The organism is Pantoea trifolii (genome assembly GCF_024506435.1).
Taxonomy (GTDB): Bacteria; Pseudomonadota; Gammaproteobacteria; order Enterobacterales; family Enterobacteriaceae; genus Pantoea; species Pantoea trifolii.
In genome coordinates this window covers 1483940-1503968 of the sequence record NZ_JANIET010000001.1, presented here as the reverse complement: position 1 = coordinate 1503968, position 20029 = coordinate 1483940, and the positions used below count along the sequence as shown (strand labels likewise).

The 20029-nt window shown below is 51.1% G+C and carries 15 protein-coding genes; 5 read left to right on the top strand and 10 right to left on the bottom strand.

Translation table 11 applies throughout. The features are described from left to right. Positions 1–25 precede the first annotated feature (25 nt). The 9 genes from NQH49_RS06905 to serC form a co-directional block, all read right to left on the bottom strand. A complete protein-coding gene (locus NQH49_RS06905) occupies positions 26–1243 on the bottom strand; it encodes a winged helix-turn-helix domain-containing protein (RefSeq protein ID WP_256696097.1) in 1218 nt (405 codons plus the stop codon). A 22-nt stretch (positions 1244–1265) separates the two neighbouring features. Next, positions 1266–2267, bottom strand: a complete 1002-nt coding sequence (gene lpxK / locus NQH49_RS06900) for a tetraacyldisaccharide 4'-kinase (RefSeq protein ID WP_256696096.1) — start codon at positions 2265–2267, stop codon at positions 1266–1268. Continuing rightward, a complete protein-coding gene (gene msbA / locus NQH49_RS06895; protein WP_256696095.1) occupies positions 2264–4012 on the bottom strand; it encodes a lipid A ABC transporter ATP-binding protein/permease MsbA in 1749 nt (582 codons plus the stop codon). The genes lpxK and msbA overlap by 4 nt, the downstream gene beginning before the upstream one ends. A gap of 34 nt (positions 4013–4046) precedes the next feature. Next, a complete protein-coding gene (locus NQH49_RS06890) occupies positions 4047–6305 on the bottom strand; it encodes a DNA internalization-related competence protein ComEC/Rec2 (RefSeq protein WP_256696094.1) in 2259 nt (752 codons plus the stop codon). Positions 6306–6511: 206 nt separating this feature from the next. Beyond that, the gene (gene ihfB / locus NQH49_RS06885) at positions 6512–6796 is read right to left on the bottom strand and encodes an integration host factor subunit beta (protein WP_003849360.1); all 285 of its coding nucleotides are present in this window, start codon (positions 6794–6796) and stop codon (positions 6512–6514) included. An 86-nt stretch (positions 6797–6882) separates the two neighbouring features. Beyond that, a complete protein-coding gene (rpsA, locus tag NQH49_RS06880) occupies positions 6883–8559 on the bottom strand; it encodes a 30S ribosomal protein S1 (RefSeq protein ID WP_052025984.1) in 1677 nt (558 codons plus the stop codon). Between the two features lie 121 nt (positions 8560–8680). After that, positions 8681–9361: a (d)CMP kinase gene (gene cmk, locus NQH49_RS06875; RefSeq protein ID WP_256696093.1), complete on the bottom strand. Its 681-nt coding sequence runs from the start codon at positions 9359–9361 to the stop codon at positions 8681–8683. Positions 9362–9559: 198 nt separating this feature from the next. Beyond that, positions 9560–10846, bottom strand: coding sequence for a 3-phosphoshikimate 1-carboxyvinyltransferase (gene aroA, locus NQH49_RS06870; RefSeq protein WP_256696092.1), 1287 nt, complete (start codon positions 10844–10846; stop codon positions 9560–9562). Between the two features lie 81 nt (positions 10847–10927). Beyond that, positions 10928–12013, bottom strand: coding sequence for a 3-phosphoserine/phosphohydroxythreonine transaminase (gene serC / locus NQH49_RS06865; protein ID WP_256696091.1), 1086 nt, complete (start codon positions 12011–12013; stop codon positions 10928–10930). Positions 12014–12322: 309 nt separating this feature from the next. Here serC and ycaO point away from each other — a divergent pair, with 309 nt between their 5' ends. The 4 genes from ycaO (at position 12323) to pflA (ending at position 18561) form a co-directional block, all read left to right on the top strand. After that, positions 12323–14086 carry a 30S ribosomal protein S12 methylthiotransferase accessory factor YcaO gene (gene ycaO, locus NQH49_RS06860; RefSeq protein ID WP_256696090.1) on the top strand — a complete coding sequence of 588 codons (1764 nt, stop codon included), beginning with the start codon at positions 12323–12325 and terminating at the stop codon, positions 14084–14086. Positions 14087–14443: 357 nt separating this feature from the next. Then, complete coding sequence (gene focA / locus NQH49_RS06855) at positions 14444–15304, top strand: formate transporter FocA (RefSeq protein WP_008102405.1); 861 nt, start codon at positions 14444–14446, stop codon at positions 15302–15304. Positions 15305–15373: 69 nt separating this feature from the next. Further along, positions 15374–17656 (top strand): formate C-acetyltransferase, encoded by a 2283-nt coding sequence (gene pflB / locus NQH49_RS06850; RefSeq protein WP_256696089.1) that lies wholly within the window; start codon positions 15374–15376, stop codon positions 17654–17656. Positions 17657–17820: 164 nt separating this feature from the next. Beyond that, positions 17821–18561, top strand: a complete 741-nt coding sequence (pflA, locus tag NQH49_RS06845) for a pyruvate formate lyase 1-activating protein (protein ID WP_256696088.1) — start codon at positions 17821–17823, stop codon at positions 18559–18561. 55 nt (positions 18562–18616) lie between these two features. On the opposite strand, the gene NQH49_RS06840 is transcribed toward pflA, so the two are convergent. After that, positions 18617–19768 (bottom strand): MFS transporter, encoded by a 1152-nt coding sequence (locus NQH49_RS06840; protein WP_256696087.1) that lies wholly within the window; start codon positions 19766–19768, stop codon positions 18617–18619. On the opposite strand from NQH49_RS06840, the gene NQH49_RS06835 reads away from it, so the two are divergent. Next, entirely contained in the window at positions 19716–19913 is a 198-nt protein-coding gene (locus tag NQH49_RS06835; RefSeq protein ID WP_256698477.1) for a hypothetical protein, read from the top strand. The two genes, NQH49_RS06840 and NQH49_RS06835, sit on opposite strands and share 53 nt — an antisense overlap. The last annotated feature ends 116 nt before the right edge of the window (positions 19914–20029 follow it).

Here is a 20029-nt window from a genome sequence, read left to right as displayed (position 1 = left end):
CACTAAAGCCAGACAAGTGGCGGTGTTATTCAACCATTGACCAGCGATTTGACCAGGCCGCCAACAGTTCTGCAGGCGCATTTTCGATAATCACTTCGTTGGCACCTTGCCACGCAGCAAAGTGATTAATGGCTTTATGTACGTCATTAAGGAAAGCATTACTGACGCGTGTGCCTTCTTCCAGCCAGAATGCACGAATGACCAATTGCTGGGCCTGACGCTCCATTTTGGCGTCGATGCGCGCTTTCAATAATCCGCGATGCAGCACTGGCAAGACAAAATAACCATATTTGCGCTTCTCCGCTGGCGTGTAGCACTCAATGCGGTAATCAAAATTAAACAGCTCCAGCGCGCGACGACGATCCCAAACCACCGGATCAAAGGGTGACAACAGCGTGGTATGCGTGGCCGAGAGTGGCTTTTCCAGCAGCGGCAATAACGCGTGGTGCAGCCACATTTCACCCAGTTGCTCGACCTCAACGCGAACTATCTCTCCGCGTGCGGCGGCATCCGCGAGCCACGACTTGAGTGGTGCACGTTTGAGGCGATAGTAGTCTGCTAGCCAACTGTCACGAAAAATGCCGAGGCTGCGCGCGCTGTGACTCAACATCTGTATCACTGCTTCATCTTCACTCAGTGCATGCTGTTCATCAATCCAGTCCGGCATTACGCGGCTGTGCAGATCGTAAACCCGCTGGAAGTTGCGCCGCTCCACCACCATCAATTGACCGGCACTGAACAAATTCTCCAGATGACGCTTATGCGGCTTCCACGCCCACCAGCCTGGTTTGGTCTGTTTATCATTGCTGAAATCGGCAGCACGTACCGGACCATTGGCGGAGATATGTTGCAGAAGATCAGTGATTTCTTGTTGGTGTTCCTCAACCCACTGTTGGTTGTACTTCCAGCCAAGTCGCTGCGGTTCCAGCATGCGATGACGCAGCAGTGGGTAATCTTCGACAGGAATAAAACAGGCTTCATGCGCCCAATACTCAAATAACGCGCCAGATGCCAGCGCCTGTTCCAGCCAATTGGACTGGTATGCGCCAAGGCGACTAAACAGCACCAGATAAGGACTGCGAGCCACCACATTGATGGTATCGATTTGCAGCAAAGACATTTGACGCACAGTGGCGTGAATATCGGTAAAGCGCGCCCGACGGCCCAAAGGACGTAACAGTCCCTGAGCAGCCAGATGAAGGTGACGAGCAGTTTGTAACGAGAGGGAAGCGGCGAGGTTCATGACTCAATTCCCCTTTCGGTGGTTAGCGCGAACGGGCGTCGCACGCGTTGGTGCAGAGATGAGTGATATCGTCTAACAAGGTTGCCACCGCCGTGCCTTGCAGATGCGCATCTACCGGCAGATACCACCAGTTTGGGCGAGCAAAGCCACGGCATTTCACCGCATCTTTTTCCGTCATCAGTAAGCACTGTTGTGCCTGAGTCAGACGTTGCAATTCGTCTTCGCTGTAAGCATGGTGATCGGCGAAGGCAATTTCTGCCACTGGCTGAATACCTTGCTGTTTGAGCGTGTTAAAGAAGCGCGGCGGATGACCAATACCGGCCATGGCGACGATTTCCGGCAGCTGTTCTAACGCTACGGTTGCGCCGCTGATCAGGTTTACCGCCAGACCGGGCTGCAATGTCATCGCAATTTCGTCCGCCTGCGCATCACCGCCATTAACGATCACCGCATTCACCGTCTGAAGTCGCGAAGCACGTTCACGCATTGGCCCAGCCGGTAACCACCAGCCATTGCCAAAACGACGCATCCCATCCACCACCACGATTTCACGATCGCGCTGCAGCGCGTAGTGCTGCAGGCCATCATCGGTAATGATCACATCCAGATCGTGCGCAGCGAGTAGGCCTTCTACCGCCAGACGCCGCTGCGGCGCAACCGCGACCGGCACCTGCGTGCGCTGAGCGATTAAAACAGGTTCATCGCCAGCCTGCGCCGTGGGCGTTTCAGCGGTAACCAGTAGCGGATAACGTTCAGCTTTACCGCCATAACCCCGCGACACCACACCAGCGCGTAAGCCGCGTTGTTGCAGCGCCTGCACCAACCAGATCACTACGGGCGTTTTACCATTCCCGCCTGCGGTGAGATTCCCCACCACAATCACCGGGCAAGGTGCGCGCCAGCTTTTTCGCCACCCGTGCTGGAAGCTGAGGCGAATCAGCCAGGTGATCGCCCCATAAAGCAAACTCAGCGGCCATAGCAATAGCCACAACGGCGAGCGCCCGCTCCAGATGCGTTCAATCATTGACCGAACTGCAGCTTGTGAAGCTGCGCATAAGCGCCCTTCTGTTCCAGCAGCACGCTGTGAGTACCGCGTTCGACAATGCGACCATCTTCAACCACGACGATCTCATCAGCTTTTTCAATGGTCGACAGACGGTGCGCAATCACCAGTGAAGTACGGTTTTTCTGCAGCTCATCAAGTGCGGCCTGAATCGCACGCTCAGATTCGGTATCCAGCGCTGATGTGGCTTCATCGAGAATCAAGATTGGGCAGTCACGCAGTAACGCGCGCGCAATCGCAATTCGCTGACGCTGACCACCGGAAAGCAGCACGCCATTCTCACCAATCACGGTATCGAGGCCATTATCCATCTTCTGGATAAAGTCCATCGCATGCGCCATGGTCGCAGCCTGCTCGATTTGTTCACGCGTGTACTGGCCATTGCGGGCATACGCAATGTTGTTGGCGATGGTGTCGTTGAAAAGGTGCACGTTTTGGGAAACCAGCGCGACCTGGTTACGTAGCGAGCGCAGAGTGTATTCACGTAAATCGTGACCATCCAGCAATATTTCACCGCTGTCGATGTCGTAGAAGCGCGTCAACAAACTGGCCATGGTGGACTTACCCGAGCCGGAACGACCGACCAGTGCAACCGTTTTACCGGCTGGCAGCGACAGGTTAATATCGCGCAGCGCAGGGATTTCACGGCCGGGATAGGTAAAGGTCACGTTACGGAATTCAACATCACCTTTGGCGCGATCCATCTCACGCTTGCCGTTATCCACTTCCTGCTCACTGTCGAGAATCGAGAACAGCGTCTGACATGCCGCCATACCGCGCTGGAACTGCGCATTGACGTTGGTCAGTGACTTCAGCGGACGCATCAGGGCGATCATTGAAGAGAAGACCACAGTGATGGTACCGGCTGTGAGCGTATCCATCACGCTTGGGAAGCTCGCGGCATAAAGCACGAATGCCAGTGCCAGTGAGGCAATTAACTGAATCACCGGATCAGAAATGGAGGACGCTGACACCAGTTTCATGCCCTGTTGACGCATCTTGTTGCTAACCTGAGAAAAGCGCTTCGCTTCGACGTCCTGGCCACCAAAGATCAGCACTTCTTTATGCCCTTTTAGCATCTGTTCGGCGCTGGTTGTCACCTGTCCCATAGTGTTCTGCATGTTCTTACTGATGCTGCGGAAGCGCTTTGAAACGGTACGAATGGCAAAAGAGACGATCGGCGCCAGCACAATGAGAATCAGAGACAGCTGCCAGCTGTAATAGAACATCATGATGAACAGGCCAATGATCGAGGCCCCTTCACGCACCACGGTAACCAGTGCGCTTGAAGAAGAAGAGGCAACCTGCTCAGAATCGTAGGTGATGCGTGATAGCAGCGTACCCGTTGACTGTTGATCGAAGAAGGTAACCGGCATGCCCATCATATGGCCGAACAGACGGCGACGCATGTTCATGACCACGTTGCCGGAAACCCATGAGATGCAGTAACTGGAGACATAGCTGGTTACACCGCGCACCAGCATCAGGCCGATTACCACCAGCGGCATCCACAGCATTACGGATCTGTCAGCTTTACCGAAGCCATCATCCAGTAAAGGTTTCAACAGAGAGAGCATCAGGGTATCGCCTGCCGCATTGAGTATCAGCGCCACCGCTGACACATACAGACCAGCCTTATGGGGCGCAATCATCGGCCAGAGTCGACGGAATGTCTGCCACGTTGAGAGATCTTTATCTTGATGCATTATTTATTCACGCTGTTTGAAATAGCCGCTCATTCTACCTGGAATCGCGTTTGACGCCAAACCACTGATGGTACCAGCGAGGCTTTATTTGCTCTCTTAAGCCCTTAATTTGCCAATGACCTTGTCTGATACCCACATGAATCTGCCCCGATTGAGCCGTGTCGTACCACATATAGCCTTGCTGACGATAGCGCTGTACTACGGCTGGTGCCGGCATACGCCAGGTGTTATATCGCGCCACCGAAGCAAATGCTGCTTTTCCAGCAACATTACGTAACAGTAACGCGCCTGACGATGTCCTGCTGCCGTGGTGCGGCACCTGCAAAATCGTCGCGTTGAGTGCATCTTTTTCCAGCGCGACAATTTTTCTCTCGGCTTCTAACTCAATATCACCTGTTAGCAAAACGCTAAATTGCCCATCATCGACTCGCACCACACACGAATCGTTATTTTGTCCCTGGGTCTGACTCTCCGGCGGCCACAAGGCGGTAAATTGCAATTTGCCCCAATGCCACTGCTGGCCACGGAAGCATGGCAGATGACCCTTTTCCGCTAAGGCACTACGGATTACTACCGCTGGATTAATTTTGAGCAATGAGTGTAGTCCACCACGGTGATCAAGATGCTTGTGGCTTAAGATCAGAGAATGAAGGCTCCTGCTGTGATACCGCAACCATGGCAGGATGACGCGTGAACCGGCATCATCCTGCTTCCAGCCGGGTCCAACGTCATAGAGCACCACTTCTTTGCCCTGAGTGATGGCAACGGCCAGTCCGTGCCCCACATCAATCATGTCGATTTGCCAGTCATCACGCTGCGTAGAACTCCGCCAGAGGGTAATCGCGAGTACCAGGCTACAACACGGCATCAGGCTGTAATAAATCAGCTTGCTGCGCCAAAGAAGTAATCCCACCCAAAGCAGCACGATCGCGGGTAAGGTATCACTCCATGCCCACCAGCCAGCGGGTAACCACTGCAGCACCAGCAATACTTTGTCTATAGAAAGGTCCGCCAGATACCACAATCCCGCTGAAATCGGCGGCACAGGCAAGAGCATTGCCAGCAATATCAGCGGCACCGTGACAAATGACACAACCGGCACCGCAATAAGATTTGCCAATACAGCACTCAGGCTTATTCCCTGAAACAGGAAGATTTGTAGCGGAGCCATGAGGATCATCATGCCGAGCTGCAGATGCAGCAATTGCAATAGCAGCCATCGACGTTTTGCACGCAAGCGATGCGGCAATGGAAACCATTGATACCAGACAATCAGCATCGCGACCGCCAGTGCTGACAACCAAAAGCTTTCTGACAGAACGGTTAAAGGATCAAGGGCCAGCAATGCGCCAATACACAACGTCCAGACTTGCCAGCCACTGAGTTGCCAACCAACGCTACGAATACCTGTCCAAAGCATGAGCGCGATAATCGCGCGCTGAGCAGGTGCATGGCTACCAGAAACCCACGTGTAGATGGCTGCGGTTATGATGCTAATCAGCAGTGGAAACAAATGGCCTATCAAATGAGCGGGGAAAATCACCTGAATTGCACGCGCCAATAGCCATCCAACGCTGGCAGCTAATGCGATGTGCATGCCTGAGATGGCCATTAAGTGGGCGGTGCCAGTTTCCCGCAGCAACTGTCGCTGCTTTTCAGTCATGTTGGCACGTATGCCAAACGCTAGAGCCTGCATAATTGCGGGTTGTTGGATACTCTCAAATTTAGCTAAATGGTAATCAATGAAACGCGTACGCCAGTTGCAGGTTAGCGATTCCGCCTGCTGACTGATTATGCGACCTTGCAGCGGAGTGTGATTCGACAAAGCAAAGCGTTGCAGATCGAACTCCCCTTCATTCAGTCTGCCGTGCACGGCACGCAGTCGCAGTTTCATCTTCCAGCGCTGACCGGCACAAAATGGTTGCTCAGTAGAAGCACTATTGAGCGTCACAAAGAGAGGTGGAAATTGATAACGCTGGCCGACTCGCAAGATTTGCACGGTTAGCTGCTGCTTTTGTTCACGCACTTCGGTAATTCGTACTGTGGCTTCAATCGATGTGGCAGTCAGATCCTCAATTGCATTGATCATCAGCCGAGCTTCATTCAATGTCCAGGCCAACATTAACAGAGTAATCCCTGATATACGCAGCAATGTGATTGGCATCAACCCGAGTAACACCGCGAATCCAACCATGGTGAGTATTACGCTCGCTGTGGGTATGTGCGGCAACAGGCCTAACGGTAACGCCGAAGCAATCATCAATCTTGCCAGAAGAATCCAGTTCATATGCATTTGTGCTCTCCCTCATTGGTGGAAGAGTGTGCAGTGAAGACGGGGGATTTGCTTCAGTGAAAAGAGTGTGTGTCGCGATGGGTTCAGAGACTTTTGCAGAGATTACTTTGGTGAGACTTTATTTTGGAGACTAGCTCCCAGTTCAGCATGCTTTAAGCAAAAAAAAACGACACCCTAAAGTGTCGTTTTTATCGTTCGGTAACGGCTTAGCCGTAGATGTTCGCACGGTCACGCAATTCTTTGCCCGGCTTAAAGTGGGGAACGTATTTACCTTCCAGATCCACTTTGTCACCCGTTTTCGGGTTACGACCCGTACGCGGTGCACGGTAATGCAAAGAAAAGCTGCCGAATCCCCGGATTTCAATGCGCTCGCCCTGGGCCAACGTAGTGGCCATGTGCTCAAGCATCTCTTTGACCGCATCCTCAACGACTTTCGCCGGAATATGAGTATGCTGGCCAGCAAGTCTTTCAATAAGTTCTGACTTGGTCATGTAACCTCCGGTTAATCCTTATTGGGAAAGGTATGACAGCTTTTACCGAAACCGGACGATTTTCATCGTCCGGTGCCTTAGGTCGATTACTCGCCTTTAGCCGCTTTGAACGCTTCAGCCATCGCGCTAGAGAAGTTGCTGCCTTCATCCTGTTTGGTGTTAACAGTGTTGATAGCTTCTTTCTCATCAGCCTGGTCTTTAGCACGAACAGACAGGCTCACAACGCGGTTCTTACGGTCAACGCCGGTGAATTTAGCTTCAACGTCGTCGCCAACACTCAGAACCAGAGTTGCATCTTCGATGCGGTCCAGAGAAGCTTCAGAAGCGCGCAGGTAACCCTCTACGCCGTCAGCTAATTCTACTGTAGCACCTTTAGCGTCAACTGCAGTGACTTTACCAGTCACGATAGCGCCTTTCTTGTTCAGGGTGATGTAGTTGTTGAATGGATCTTCAGCCAACTGCTTCACGCCCAGAGAGATGCGCTCGCGCTCTGCATCAACCTGCAGTACAACGGCAGCGATTTCGTCGCCTTTTTTGTACTCACGAACGGCTTCTTCGCCAGTCGCGTTCCAGGAGATGTCAGACAGGTGAACCAGACCGTCGATGCCACCGTCCAGGCCGATGAAGATACCGAAGTCAGTGATCGACTTGATTTTACCTTCAACGCGATCGCCTTTGTTGTGGGTCTCAGCGAACAGCTGCCATGGGTTAGATTTGCACTGCTTCAGACCCAGGGAGATACGACGACGCTCTTCATCGATGTCCAGAACCATTACTTCAACCACATCGCCTACGTTTACAACTTTAGACGGATGGATGTTTTTGTTGGTCCAGTCCATTTCAGAAACGTGTACCAGACCTTCAACGCCTTCTTCGATTTCTACGAAGCAGCCGTAATCAGTCAGGTTGGTTACACGACCAGTCAGGCGTGTGCCTTCTGGATAGCGCTTAGCGATAGCCACCCAAGGATCTTCGCCCAGCTGTTTCAGGCCCAGAGATACACGGGTACGCTCGCGGTCGAACTTCAGCACTTTAACAGTGATTTCGTCGCCCACGTTGACGATTTCGCTCGGATGCTTAACGCGTTTCCAAGCCATATCGGTAATGTGCAGCAGGCCGTCAACGCCGCCCAGATCCACGAATGCACCGTAGTCAGTGAGGTTCTTAACGATACCTTTAACTTCCATGCCTTCCTGCAGGTTTTCCAGCAGCTGATCGCGCTCAGCACTGTTCTCAGATTCGATAACTGCACGACGTGAAACCACGACGTTGTTACGTTTCTGATCAAGCTTGATTACTTTGAATTCAAGCTCTTTGCCTTCCAGGTGCAGAGTATCGCGAACCGGACGAACGTCTACCAGTGAACCTGGCAGGAACGCACGAATACCGTTCAGCTCAACTGTGAAGCCACCTTTAACTTTGCCGTTGATAACACCGGTAACAGTTTCAGCGTCTTCGTAAGCTTTTTCCAGCGTGATCCAAGCTTCGTGACGTTTAGCTTTCTCACGGGACAGCAGGGTTTCACCGAAGCCGTCTTCTACTGCGTCCAGCGCAACGTCAACTTCGTCGCCTACCTGGATTTCCAGTTCGCCGGCTGCGTTCTTGAACTGCTCTGCAGGAATTGCAGATTCAGATTTCAGACCCGCATCAACCAGAACTACGTCTTTGTCGATAGAGACAACAACGCCACGAACGATGGAACCCGGACGGGTTTCGATTTCTTTCAGGGACTCTTCAAAGAGTTGAGCAAAAGATTCAGTCATATTGATAATCTTAGGATTCTTCAATTTAACGTCCACCTGACTTCATTGTCGGATGGGGTTGTTTCACATGCCCTGCACCGGGTCCTTGGTACAGGGTTACAGCAATTCGGTTGCCGAAAGATTAAATGCCCAGCTTCTGCTTGGCATAATCAAGCGCCTTTTCAATCACTTGCTCAATCGACATACTGGTTGAATCCAGTACCAGAGCATCTGTGGCAGGCACTAAAGGTGCGATGGCACGATTACGATCGCGGTCGTCGCGTTCCTTTATCTCGGATAAAAGGCGATCAAAGTTAACATTAAAGCCCTTCTCCTGCAACTGTAGCATACGGCGATGCGCACGCTCTTCCGAGCTGGCGTCGAGGAAAATTTTCACCGGCGCATCTGGGAAAACCACGGTTCCCATATCGCGTCCATCAGCGATTAAACCGGGCTCCTCGCGGAAGGCGCGTTGGCGACGAAGCAGCGCTTCACGCACCCGCGGAAAAGCGGCTACGCGCGATGCGGTGTTGCTCACTTCTTGCGTGCGGATTTCACCGGTGACATCTTCACCTTCAAGCACCACCTGCATTTCACCGTTAACCGACAGAAAACGCACATCAAGATGCGCGGCAATCGGAACTAATGCTTCTTCTGACTCAATATCCACCTGATGGTGAAGTGCAGCCAATGCTAAAACGCGATAAATAGCGCCAGAATCCAGTAAGTGCCACTGCAACGACTCCGCCATCGCTTTACATAAAGTCCCTTTACCCGCGCCACTTGGCCCATCGATGGTAATAACCGGGGCGATTGCCGTCATTGTTCTCTCCTGTTGCTGCGTGCTTATTGTCAGCCCTTCTAGGCCGCCTGGATTGCGCGGCATTATACGCTGCCTGCATCAGGTTAGTTACCCTTTAGCGTAGACAGCGCTAGAAATATAGACAGATTCAGAACAATTTCCGCCTGATAAGGCCAAAGGAGAGCAAAGTAACCCGGCATAGTGCGCCGGGTTAGACGATCAGGAAGTATGACTGATTTTCGCCAATTGCTGGAAATAGCTTGGGAAGGTTTTCGCGGTACAGCCCGGATCGAGAATAGTTACCGGCGTATCAGACAGAGCCACCAGCGCGAAGCACATCGCCATGCGGTGATCGTTATAGGTACCGATATCCGCATGTTGCAAATGAGCCGGCGGTGTCACACGAATAAAGTCGTGCCCTTCTTCCACTTCAGCACCGACTTTGCGCAACTCAGTCGCCATCGCCGCCAGACGATCGGTCTCTTTTACGCGCCAGTTATAGATGTTGCGCATCAGCGTGATGCCTTCTGCGAACAGTGCTGTGGTTGCAATGGTCATTGCTGCATCGGGAATATGGTTCATATCCATATCGATTGCCGTCAACGATCCACGTGAGCAGGAGATGTAATCATCGCCCCACTCAATCACTGCGCCCATTTTTTCCAGCACATCAGCAAAACGAATATCGCCCTGCACGCTGTTACGGCCAATACCGGTTACACGCACGGTACCACCTTTAATCGCAGCCGCAGCGAGAAAATAAGAAGCAGAAGACGCATCACCTTCCACCAGGTAATCGCCCGGAGACTGATACTGTTGCTGCCCTTTGACCACAAAACGCTGGTAATCCTGGTTATCAACGTCCACACCAAAGCAGCGCATCAGGTGCAAGGTAATGTCAATATAAGGCTTAGAAACCAGATCACCCTTAATGGTGATGATCGTGTCTTGCTGCGCCAGCGGCGCGGTCATCAGTAACGCCGTCAGGAACTGGCTTGATACGCTGCCATCAACGCTGACTTCGCCCCCAATAAAACCGCCATTAAGACGCACTGGTGGATAATCGGTCTGCTCAAGATAGTCGATCTTTGCTCCGCCCTGACGCAGTGCATCAACCAGGTGGCCAATCGGACGCTCTTTCATGCGCGGCTCGCCAGTCAGGACAATTGACTGCTGGCCCAAACACAGCGCGGCGGCCAATGGACGCATCGCGGTGCCTGCGTTACCCAGAAACAGCTCGAGCGGCTTTTCAGCGCTTAAAGGTCCCGCGTTACCCACGACTTCGCATACGGTACGATCGTCAGAGAGCGTATAGCTGACACCCAGCGCTTTCAGGGCGTTCAGCATGTGCTTAACGTCATCGCTATCGAGCAAGTTAGTCAGGCGAGTGGTGCCTTTTGCCAGCGCAGCCAGCAAGAGCGCGCGGTTTGAGACGCTTTTTGAACCCGGTAAATTTACCGTGCCGTCAACGCGAGCAATCGGTTGTAGAGTCAGGGAGTCCTGCATGTGAAACCAAATCTCCAGAAAATACGAGACCCCATCGTGTGACGGGGTCTGATACCAGACAAGCTGGCATGAAAAAAGCAATTAACCGTGGCGACGTTCGAAGTCGACCATAAACTCAGTCAGCGTTTTAACGCCTTCCAGCGGCATCGCATTGTAGATCGATGCACGCATACCGCCAACCACGCGATGGCCTTTCAATGCATGCAGACCAGCCTTGAGGGACTCTTCCAGGAACACTTTATCCAGAGATGAATCGGCTAACTGGAATGGCACGTTCATACGTGAACGGTTTTCGCTTGCGACATCGTTACGATAAAACGCGCTGTTATCAATCACGCCATACAGTAAGTCGGCTTTTGCCTGATTCAGCTTGTCCATCTCGGCCACGCCGCCCTTCTCTTTCAGCCATTTGAATACCAGGCCAGAGAGATACCATGCGAAAGTTGGCGGGGTGTTGAACATCGATTCGTTTTCGGCCAGCACCTTGTAATCAAGGATAGAAGGCACATAACGCTGTGCTTTACCCAGCAGGTCTTCGCGCACAACCACTAAGGTTAAGCCCGCCGGGCCAATATTTTTTTGCGCGCCAGCGTAGATCACGCCATAACGACTCACATCGATTGGACGAGACAGAATAGTAGAAGAGAGATCGGCAACCACAATCTTATCGCCAAAATCCGGCTCTTCATCGATGGCAATGCCATCAATCGTTTCGTTCGGGCAGAAATGGACGTAAGCCGCATCATCATTCAGCTGCCATTCACGCATTGGTAATAAAGCACGTTTACCATCACGCGTGGCTTTTATATCAATGGTATTTGGCGAGCAGAATTTTTCGGCTTCTTTAATTGCGCTGTGAGCCCAGTAACCGCCGTCAATATAATCTGCGGTTTTTGCGTCACCCAATAAGTTGCCGGGGATGGCCGCGAATTGTGCACGCGCACCGCCGTGGCAGAATAAAACTTTGTAATTGGCTGGGATCTTCAGCAGATCGCGAAAATCTTGTTCTGCTGCTTCAGCAACAGCAATAAACTCTTTACTGCGATGACTGATCTCCATCACCGAGGTGCCTAACCCGTGCCAGTTTGTCAGTTCTTGTTCTGCGCGACGGAGCACTTCTACCGGCAGCATAGCCGGGCCAGAGCTAAAATTATAAACCTGAGTCATTTCCCCTCACCACTGTCATATCGAACGGTTATGAATACCTCACCGGTTTTATCATTGCCTCCAGATGGCTGCAATCATTAATCCGGCAGCGATCACATTTCCAGAGCCAGCTCCACCGCAGCTTATGTCATAAATGCATTAAGCCATGGAATTTTGTGATGTAGTTCCAGAAAGAAAAGCGGGCAGCCGAATGGCATAAAAACCTTAACCAGACTGAGATAAATTTGGCTGACTGAATAGCGAAGCATGCATAAAACCCGTATTATTGCGCGCTTTACGCCCACCCCATTGACTTAAGAGAGCGCCACCATGACGCAAACGTTTATCCCCGGAAAAGACGCCGCACTGGAAGATTCCATTGCACGCTTTCAACAGAAACTGCAAGACCTTGGTTTCAATATTGAAGAAGCTTCCTGGCTGAATCCGGTACCACACGTCTGGTCAGTGCACATTCGCGATCGCGACTGCCCGCTGTGCTTTACAAATGGCAAAGGTGCTAGCAAAAAAGCCGCTCTGGCTTCAGCACTGGGCGAATATTTTGAGCGCCTCTCTACTAACTACTTCTTCGCCGATTTCTGGTTAGGTAAATCCATCGCTAATGGTGATTTTGTTCACTATCCGAATGAAAAGTGGTTCCCGCTCACCGAGGACGACAGCCTGCCAGAAGGCATTCTGGATGCGCGCCTCCGCAAATTTTATGATCCTGAAGAGAGCCTGGGTGCTTCAGAGCTGATTGATCTGCAATCCGGCAATGATGAGCGCGGTATTTGTGGCCTGCCATTTACCCGCCAATCTGACCAGCAAACGGTTTATATCCCGATGAACATCATCGGAAATCTGTACGTATCGAATGGTATGTCAGCCGGTAACACCGCGAATGAAGCGCGCGTACAGGGCCTGTCTGAGGTTTTTGAGCGCCATATCAAGAATCGCATCATCGCCGAATCCATCAGCCTGCCAGAAATTCCAGCAGAGGTGATGCAGCGTTATCCTGGCGTAATTGAAGCGATTGAACGTCTGGAAGCTGAAGGTTTCCCAATCTTCTCCTACGATGCTTCACTCGGCGGCAAATACCCGGTTATCTGCGTTGTGCTGTTCAATCCAGCAAATGGTACCTGTTTCGCTTCGTTTGGTGCACATCCGGACTTTGGCGTCGCACTTGAGCGTACCGTTACTGAACTGCTGCAGGGCCGCGGTCTGAAAGATCTCGACGTGTTCACTCCGCCAACGTTTGATGATGAAGAAGTGGCGGAACACGCTAACCTGGAAACGCATTTCATCGATTCAAGCGGTCTGATTTCATGGGATATGTTCAAAGACGATGCTGACTATCCTTTCGTCGACTGGAGCTTTGCGGGTACCACGCACGAAGAGTTTGATACGCTGATGGCGATCTTCCGTGCGGAAGATAAAGAAGTCTATATCGCTGACTATGAACATCTGAGCGTTTACGCTTGCCGCATTATCGTGCCTGGTATGTCTGATATTTATCCAGCGGAAGACCTACTGCTGGCGAATAACAGCATGGGTGCACCACTGCGCGAAACGCTGCTGGCGCTGCCGAAAAGCCAATGGGAACCTGAAGCTTATCTCGAGCTGATCGTGCAACTGGACGAGGAAGGTCATGATGACTTTACTCGCGTGCGCGAACTGCTGGGTCTGGCATCGGGTAAAGACAATGGCTGGTACACACTGCGTATCGGCGAGCTGAAAGCGATGCTAGCGCTGGCAGGTGGCGACCTGGATCAGGCTCTGATCTGGACTGAATGGACGATGGAATTCAACCAGTCCATCTTCAGCGAAGAACGCGCTAACTACTACCGCTGCCTGCAAACATTGCTGCTGCTGGCAATGGAAGAGGAACGCGATCCGCTTCAATATCATCGTGCCTTTATCCGTATGTATGGCCAGGCGGCAGTTGAGGCTGCTTCAGCGGCTATCAGTGGTGAAGCGCCTTTCTATGGATTGCAAGCGGTCGATCTGGACCTGAAAGCATTCCCTGCGCATCAATCATTACTCGCTGCCTATGAAAAATTGCAGACAGCTAAACGTCGTTACTGGGCACAAAAATAGCCTTAACGCTTTAATTCTTATTTATAGACATTAGCGTATTGCTAAATGGCACTGAAAAAAATCAGTGCCATTTTTTTATATTGAACATGCAAAGAGATTAAAGCGTATTATTGAATAACAATTATGCTTCATTCGTTAATGATATTTAACAAAATCGACCCTCAACTGCAGTCGCCTTCAACTTATTTTGCATAAATTAAAAATTATTTATTTTAATAAATTCAATTAGTTAATTGAAAAATGCATGCCAACTCGCTTCGCTTATCAGGTACCTTCCGGTCAAATATGATCCACATCAATTTCTGACCTATACTCCTTTGTTAGTATCTTTACAGGCAATTTTTGGAGAGCGTTAGTGTGAAAGCTGACAACCCTTTTAATTCATTATTACCGGCGGCAATGGCGAAAGTTGCAGAAGAGGCCGGCATATATAAAGCTACTAAACGTCCTTTAACCACATTCTTCCTTGCCATTACTGCTGGCGTATTTATTTCTATCGCATTTGTCTTCTATATCACTGCGACCACCGGAAGTGGAGCCATGCCCTACGGCATAGCAAAACTGATCGGCGGTATCTGTTTCTCACTCGGTTTAATGTTAGTGGTCGTGTGCGGAGCGGACCTGTTCACCTCAACTGTTCTGATCGTGGTGGCAAAAGCCAGCGGCCGTATCACCTGGCTGCAACTCGGTCGACATTGGTTGACCGTCTACATTGGTAATCTGTTTGGCGCGCTGTTCTTTGTAGCACTTATCTGGTTAGCCGGTGAACACATGGTGGCGAATGGTGCCTGGGGCTTAAACCTTCTGCAAACCGCTGACCACAAGATGCATCACACCTTTATCGAAGCCGTCAGTCTCGGCACGCTCGCCAATTTAATGGTTTGCCTGGCGGTATGGATGAGTTACTCCGGCCGCAGCCTGATGGATAAAATGTTTGCGATGATTTTACCGGTAGCGATGTTTGTTGCCTGCGGCTTTGAACATAGCATCGCAAACATGTTCCTGATTCCGATGGCCATTGTTATCCGTGACTTTGCCAGCCCGGAATTCTGGCAAATGGCGGGGGCAAGCGCAGCACAGTTTCCATCACTCAGCGTTAGCGATTTTATTCTTAACAACCTTATTCCCGTAACCATCGGCAACATTATTGGCGGCGGATTATTAGTCGGTTTGACCTACTGGGTAATCTATCTGCGTGGCGATGAGCCGGTGCATTAATGAATTGGTACGGGCGTGCTGAAGCAGCGCGCCATACGTCAAAGTCTCCCTAAATAAGGCAGGTATATCATGTCCGAACTGAATGAAAAAATGGCGTTAGCCTGGGAAGGATTTAGCGCCGGCGAATGGCAGAACAGCGTCAACGTCCGTGACTTTATCCAGAAAAACTATACACCGTATGAAGGCGACGAATCCTTCCTCGCGGGCGCGACGCCGGCCACTACTAAGCTGTGGGATAGCGTGCTTGAAGGTATTAAAATCGAGAACCGCACTCACGCGCCGGTGGATTTTGACACCGATTTGGCTTCAACCATCACCTCTCACGACGCCGGCTACATCAGCAAATCTCTGGAAAAAATTGTCGGTCTGCAAACTGAAGCGCCTCTGAAACGTGCCATCATTCCGTTTGGCGGCATCAAAATGGTTGAGGGCTCTTGCAAGGTTTATGGCCGCGAACTCGATCCCGCGCTGAAAAAGGTCTTCACTGATTACCGTAAAACTCATAACCAGGGCGTATTCGATGTTTATACCCCAGACATCATGCGCTGCCGTAAATCAGGCGTACTGACAGGTTTGCCTGATGCCTATGGCCGCGGTCGTATCATTGGTGACTATCGCCGCGTCGCGCTGTACGGCATCGATTACCTGATGAAAGACAAGGTTGCACAGTTTAATTCTCTGCAGAGCGATATGGAGAATGGCGTTGACCTCGAAGCCACCATTCGCCTGCGTGAAGAGATCTCTGAACAGCACCGTGCGCTAGGTCAGATCAAAGAGATGGCTGCGAAGTATGGTTCAGATATCTCACTGCCCGCGACCAATGCACAAGAAGCCGTACAGTGGACTTACTATGGCTATCTCGCGGCGGTGAAATCACAGAATGGTGCGGCGATGTCCTTCGGTCGCGTATCCACCTTCCTTGATGTGTATATCGAACGCGATATTCAGGCCGGGAAACTGATTGAAGAAGACGCACAGGAACTGATTGACCATCTGGTAATGAAATTGCGTATGGTGCGCTTCCTGCGTACGCCTGAATACGATGAGCTGTTCTCCGGTGATCCAATCTGGGCAACAGAATCATTAGCGGGTATGGGCGTCGATGGCCGTACTCTGGTGACCAAAAGCACCTTCCGTTTCCTGAATACGCTTTACACCATGGGACCATCTCCGGAGCCAAATATGACCATCCTGTGGTCAGAAAAACTGCCGGTTAACTTCAAGAAATACGCCGCAAAAGTTTCTATCGATACGTCCTCATTGCAATATGAGAATGACGACCTGATGCGCCCTGACTTCGACAACGATGACTATGCTATCGCCTGCTGCGTTAGCCCAATGATTGTCGGTAAGCAGATGCAGTTCTTCGGTGCGCGTGCCAACCTGGCAAAAACCCTGCTGTATGCAATCAACGGTGGCGTTGATGAAAAACTGAAAATGCAGGTAGGCCCGAAAGAAGCGCCAATCACTGACGAGATTCTTAATTTTGACATCGTGATGGAGCGTCTGGATCACTTCATGGATTGGCTGGCGAAGCAGTACGTCACCTCCCTGAACATCATTCACTACATGCACGATAAGTACAGCTACGAAGCTTCACTGATGGCGCTGCACGACCGTGACGTTTATCGCACCATGGCATGTGGTATCGCGGGTCTGTCTGTTGCGGCTGACTCACTTTCTGCTATCAAATACGCCAAAGTGAAAACCATCCGTGATGAAGATGGTTTAGCGGTGGACTTCGAAATTGAAGGGGAATATCCGCAGTTTGGTAACAATGACTCTCGCGTTGATGACATGGCGTGCGATCTGGTTGAACGTTTCATGAAGAAAATTCAGAAACTGCAAACCTACCGCAATGCGGTGCCGACACAGTCAGTGCTGACCATTACCTCTAACGTGGTTTATGGTAAGAAAACCGGTAATACGCCTGACGGACGTCGTGCGGGTGCGCCATTCGGGCCGGGTGCTAACCCAATGCACGGCCGTGACCAGAAAGGTGCGGTGGCTTCACTGACCTCTGTCGCGAAACTGCCCTTCGCTTACGCTAAAGACGGTATCTCTTATACCTTCTCCATCGTGCCAAATGCGCTGGGTAAAGATGATAACGTGCGTAAAACTAACCTTGCTGGCTTGATGGATGGATATTTCCACCATGAAGCTAACATTGAGGGCGGTCAGCATCTGAACGTTAACGTGATGAACCGTGAGATGCTGCTGGATGCGATGGAGCATCCTGAGAAGTATCCACAGTTGACCATTCGCGTATCCGGTTATGCTGTTCGCTTCAACTCGCTCACCAAAGAGCAGCAGAAAGATGTAATTACCCGTACCTTCACTCAGTCGTTGTAAGAGCACTTTGCTGAGATTAAAAGGCTCCTGCGGGAGCCTTTTCTCCACAAGTCCGTTTTGCCAGCTTGCTGGTGCTGGCTACCTGGCAAAATCGACTTTCACTGTTAGAGCACGACATAGATTGTGCTGCCTGATGTTCAGGCTCACCTGGAGAATCCATCGCAATGTCAACCATCGGTCGTATCCACTCCTTTGAATCCTGCGGCACCGTTGACGGCCCAGGCATCCGTTTCATCACCTTTTTTCAGGGCTGTCTAATGCGCTGCCTGTATTGCCATAACCGCGATACATGGGACACGCATGGCGGTAAAGAAGTTACCGTCGAAGAGTTGATGAAGGATGCGCTCTCATATCGTCACTTCATGAATGCATCTGGTGGCGGCGTTACGGCGTCGGGTGGCGAAGCGATCTTACAAGCCGAGTTTGTGCGTGACTGGTTCCGCGCCTGCCAGGCCGAAGGCATTCACACCTGTCTCGACACCAACGGCTTTGTTCGTCGCTACGACCCGGTGATCGATGAATTGCTAGATGCCACTGATTTGGTCATGCTCGACTTAAAACAGATCAATGATGATGTACATGAGATTTTGGTGGGCGTTTCCAATCACCGTACGCTGGACTTTGCGCGCTATCTGCAGAAGAGAGGCAAACGTACCTGGATTCGTTACGTTGTTGTGCCTGGTTACTCTAATGATGATGATTCCGTACATCGCTTAGGTGAGTTCACTAAGGATATGGATAACATTGAGAAGATTGAACTGCTGCCTTATCACGAGTTAGGCAAACACAAATGGATTGCCATGGGTGAAGAGTACAAGCTGGATGGTGTCAAGCCGCCGAGCAAAGAAACCATGGAGCGAGTGAAGAATATCCTCGCCAGCTACGGTCATGAAGTGATGTATTAACCGCAAACAAAAGGGGAGCCGCTGGCTCCCCTTTTTACTATTTCATATTAATGCGTTAAGCATGTGCAACCGGCGTTGCCTGATGATCGGCTTTGCGCAGTAACATCACCAGATAAACCAGTGCAACTGCAGCAATCATCACAAACAGCAGGCGGTCAGAGTAGTTCTGCATCAGCATTGACGTCATTCCCGGCCCCACCAAACTACCCACGGTATAGCTGAACAGTAATGCCTGATTCATCGCCACTAACTCATGATGCGCCACGGTTTCGCACGCCCAGGACATCGCCACTGGGTAGAGAGTAAAACCCGCCAGCCCCAGCACAAACAGTGCTGGGGCCATCGCAGCATCACCCAACATGGCAATCGCACCGAGAATAACCACGAATACTTGCACACGTAGCACCAACAGGCGACCAAAGCGATCGGCTAAACGTCCTACTGGCCACTGGCCGACAATGCCCGAGCTGACCAGTAACGCCATCCAGTAACCGACGGTTGCATCACTCATGCCCTGATGCGACAGATATAAAGGCATCAAGCCATAAAGCGAGCCGAGAACGATACCGGAAATGATGCAGCCATTGATGCCGAGACGAGAGCTACGACGACGCAACATCACCCAAAGGTGACTCGTTGAAGCCTCCTCCGTCGCAGCGCTGGCGTTGACATGCACAAATACGACCGGCAACACCGCACAGATAATCAGCGCAGTCACCCACGGAATCACGTGGAGCAGTTCTGTCGACACACGACTCACCAACAACTGGCCGGCAACCGTGCCGAGGTAGTAGATGATCATATATGCCGCGAGCAGCTGACCACGATTACGTACGGTACCGCTGCATAATAAGGCGCTCTCAACCACCACCCAAATCAGTGCACAACCCACACCTGCGGTGAAGCGCAGCATGGTCCAGCTATAAAAACCGTCCAGCATCACCATGCCCATGGTCGCAACGGCGAAAAGCACACTGGCCAGGTAGAAACAGCGATTAAAACCGTAACGAGTGATCAACCAGCCCGCGAGCAAAGTGCCCAGCAAATTACCGGTGTAATACGATGAGCTAGCCATACCCACTTGCCAGGTTGGCAATTGATCATGGGTAAGCCATAACGGTACCAGCGTATTAAGCACAGCAATAGACACCGTCATGAGCATTAAGCCGCAAAGCAGCAAAACGACGGGGCGCGACCAGGTTGACATAGGGAATAAAACCAAAAGAGATGACGATAATTGCGCGCAGTTTGCCATTTGCTATTTTAAAGTCAATGTGCAAAAAATCGTCGCCGCACGATTTGCTGCAGCACAATTTATTTTATTTATCTTCAGCGGGTTAGCGGCAAGATGAAAGATAACAGGCAGACATCTATCTATTTGAATTTATGATTTTTAATGGTTAATGGCCATTTATTGTCGATAACGTTTATTTCTGATTAATTCCGACTAAAAAATAATTATCTTTAA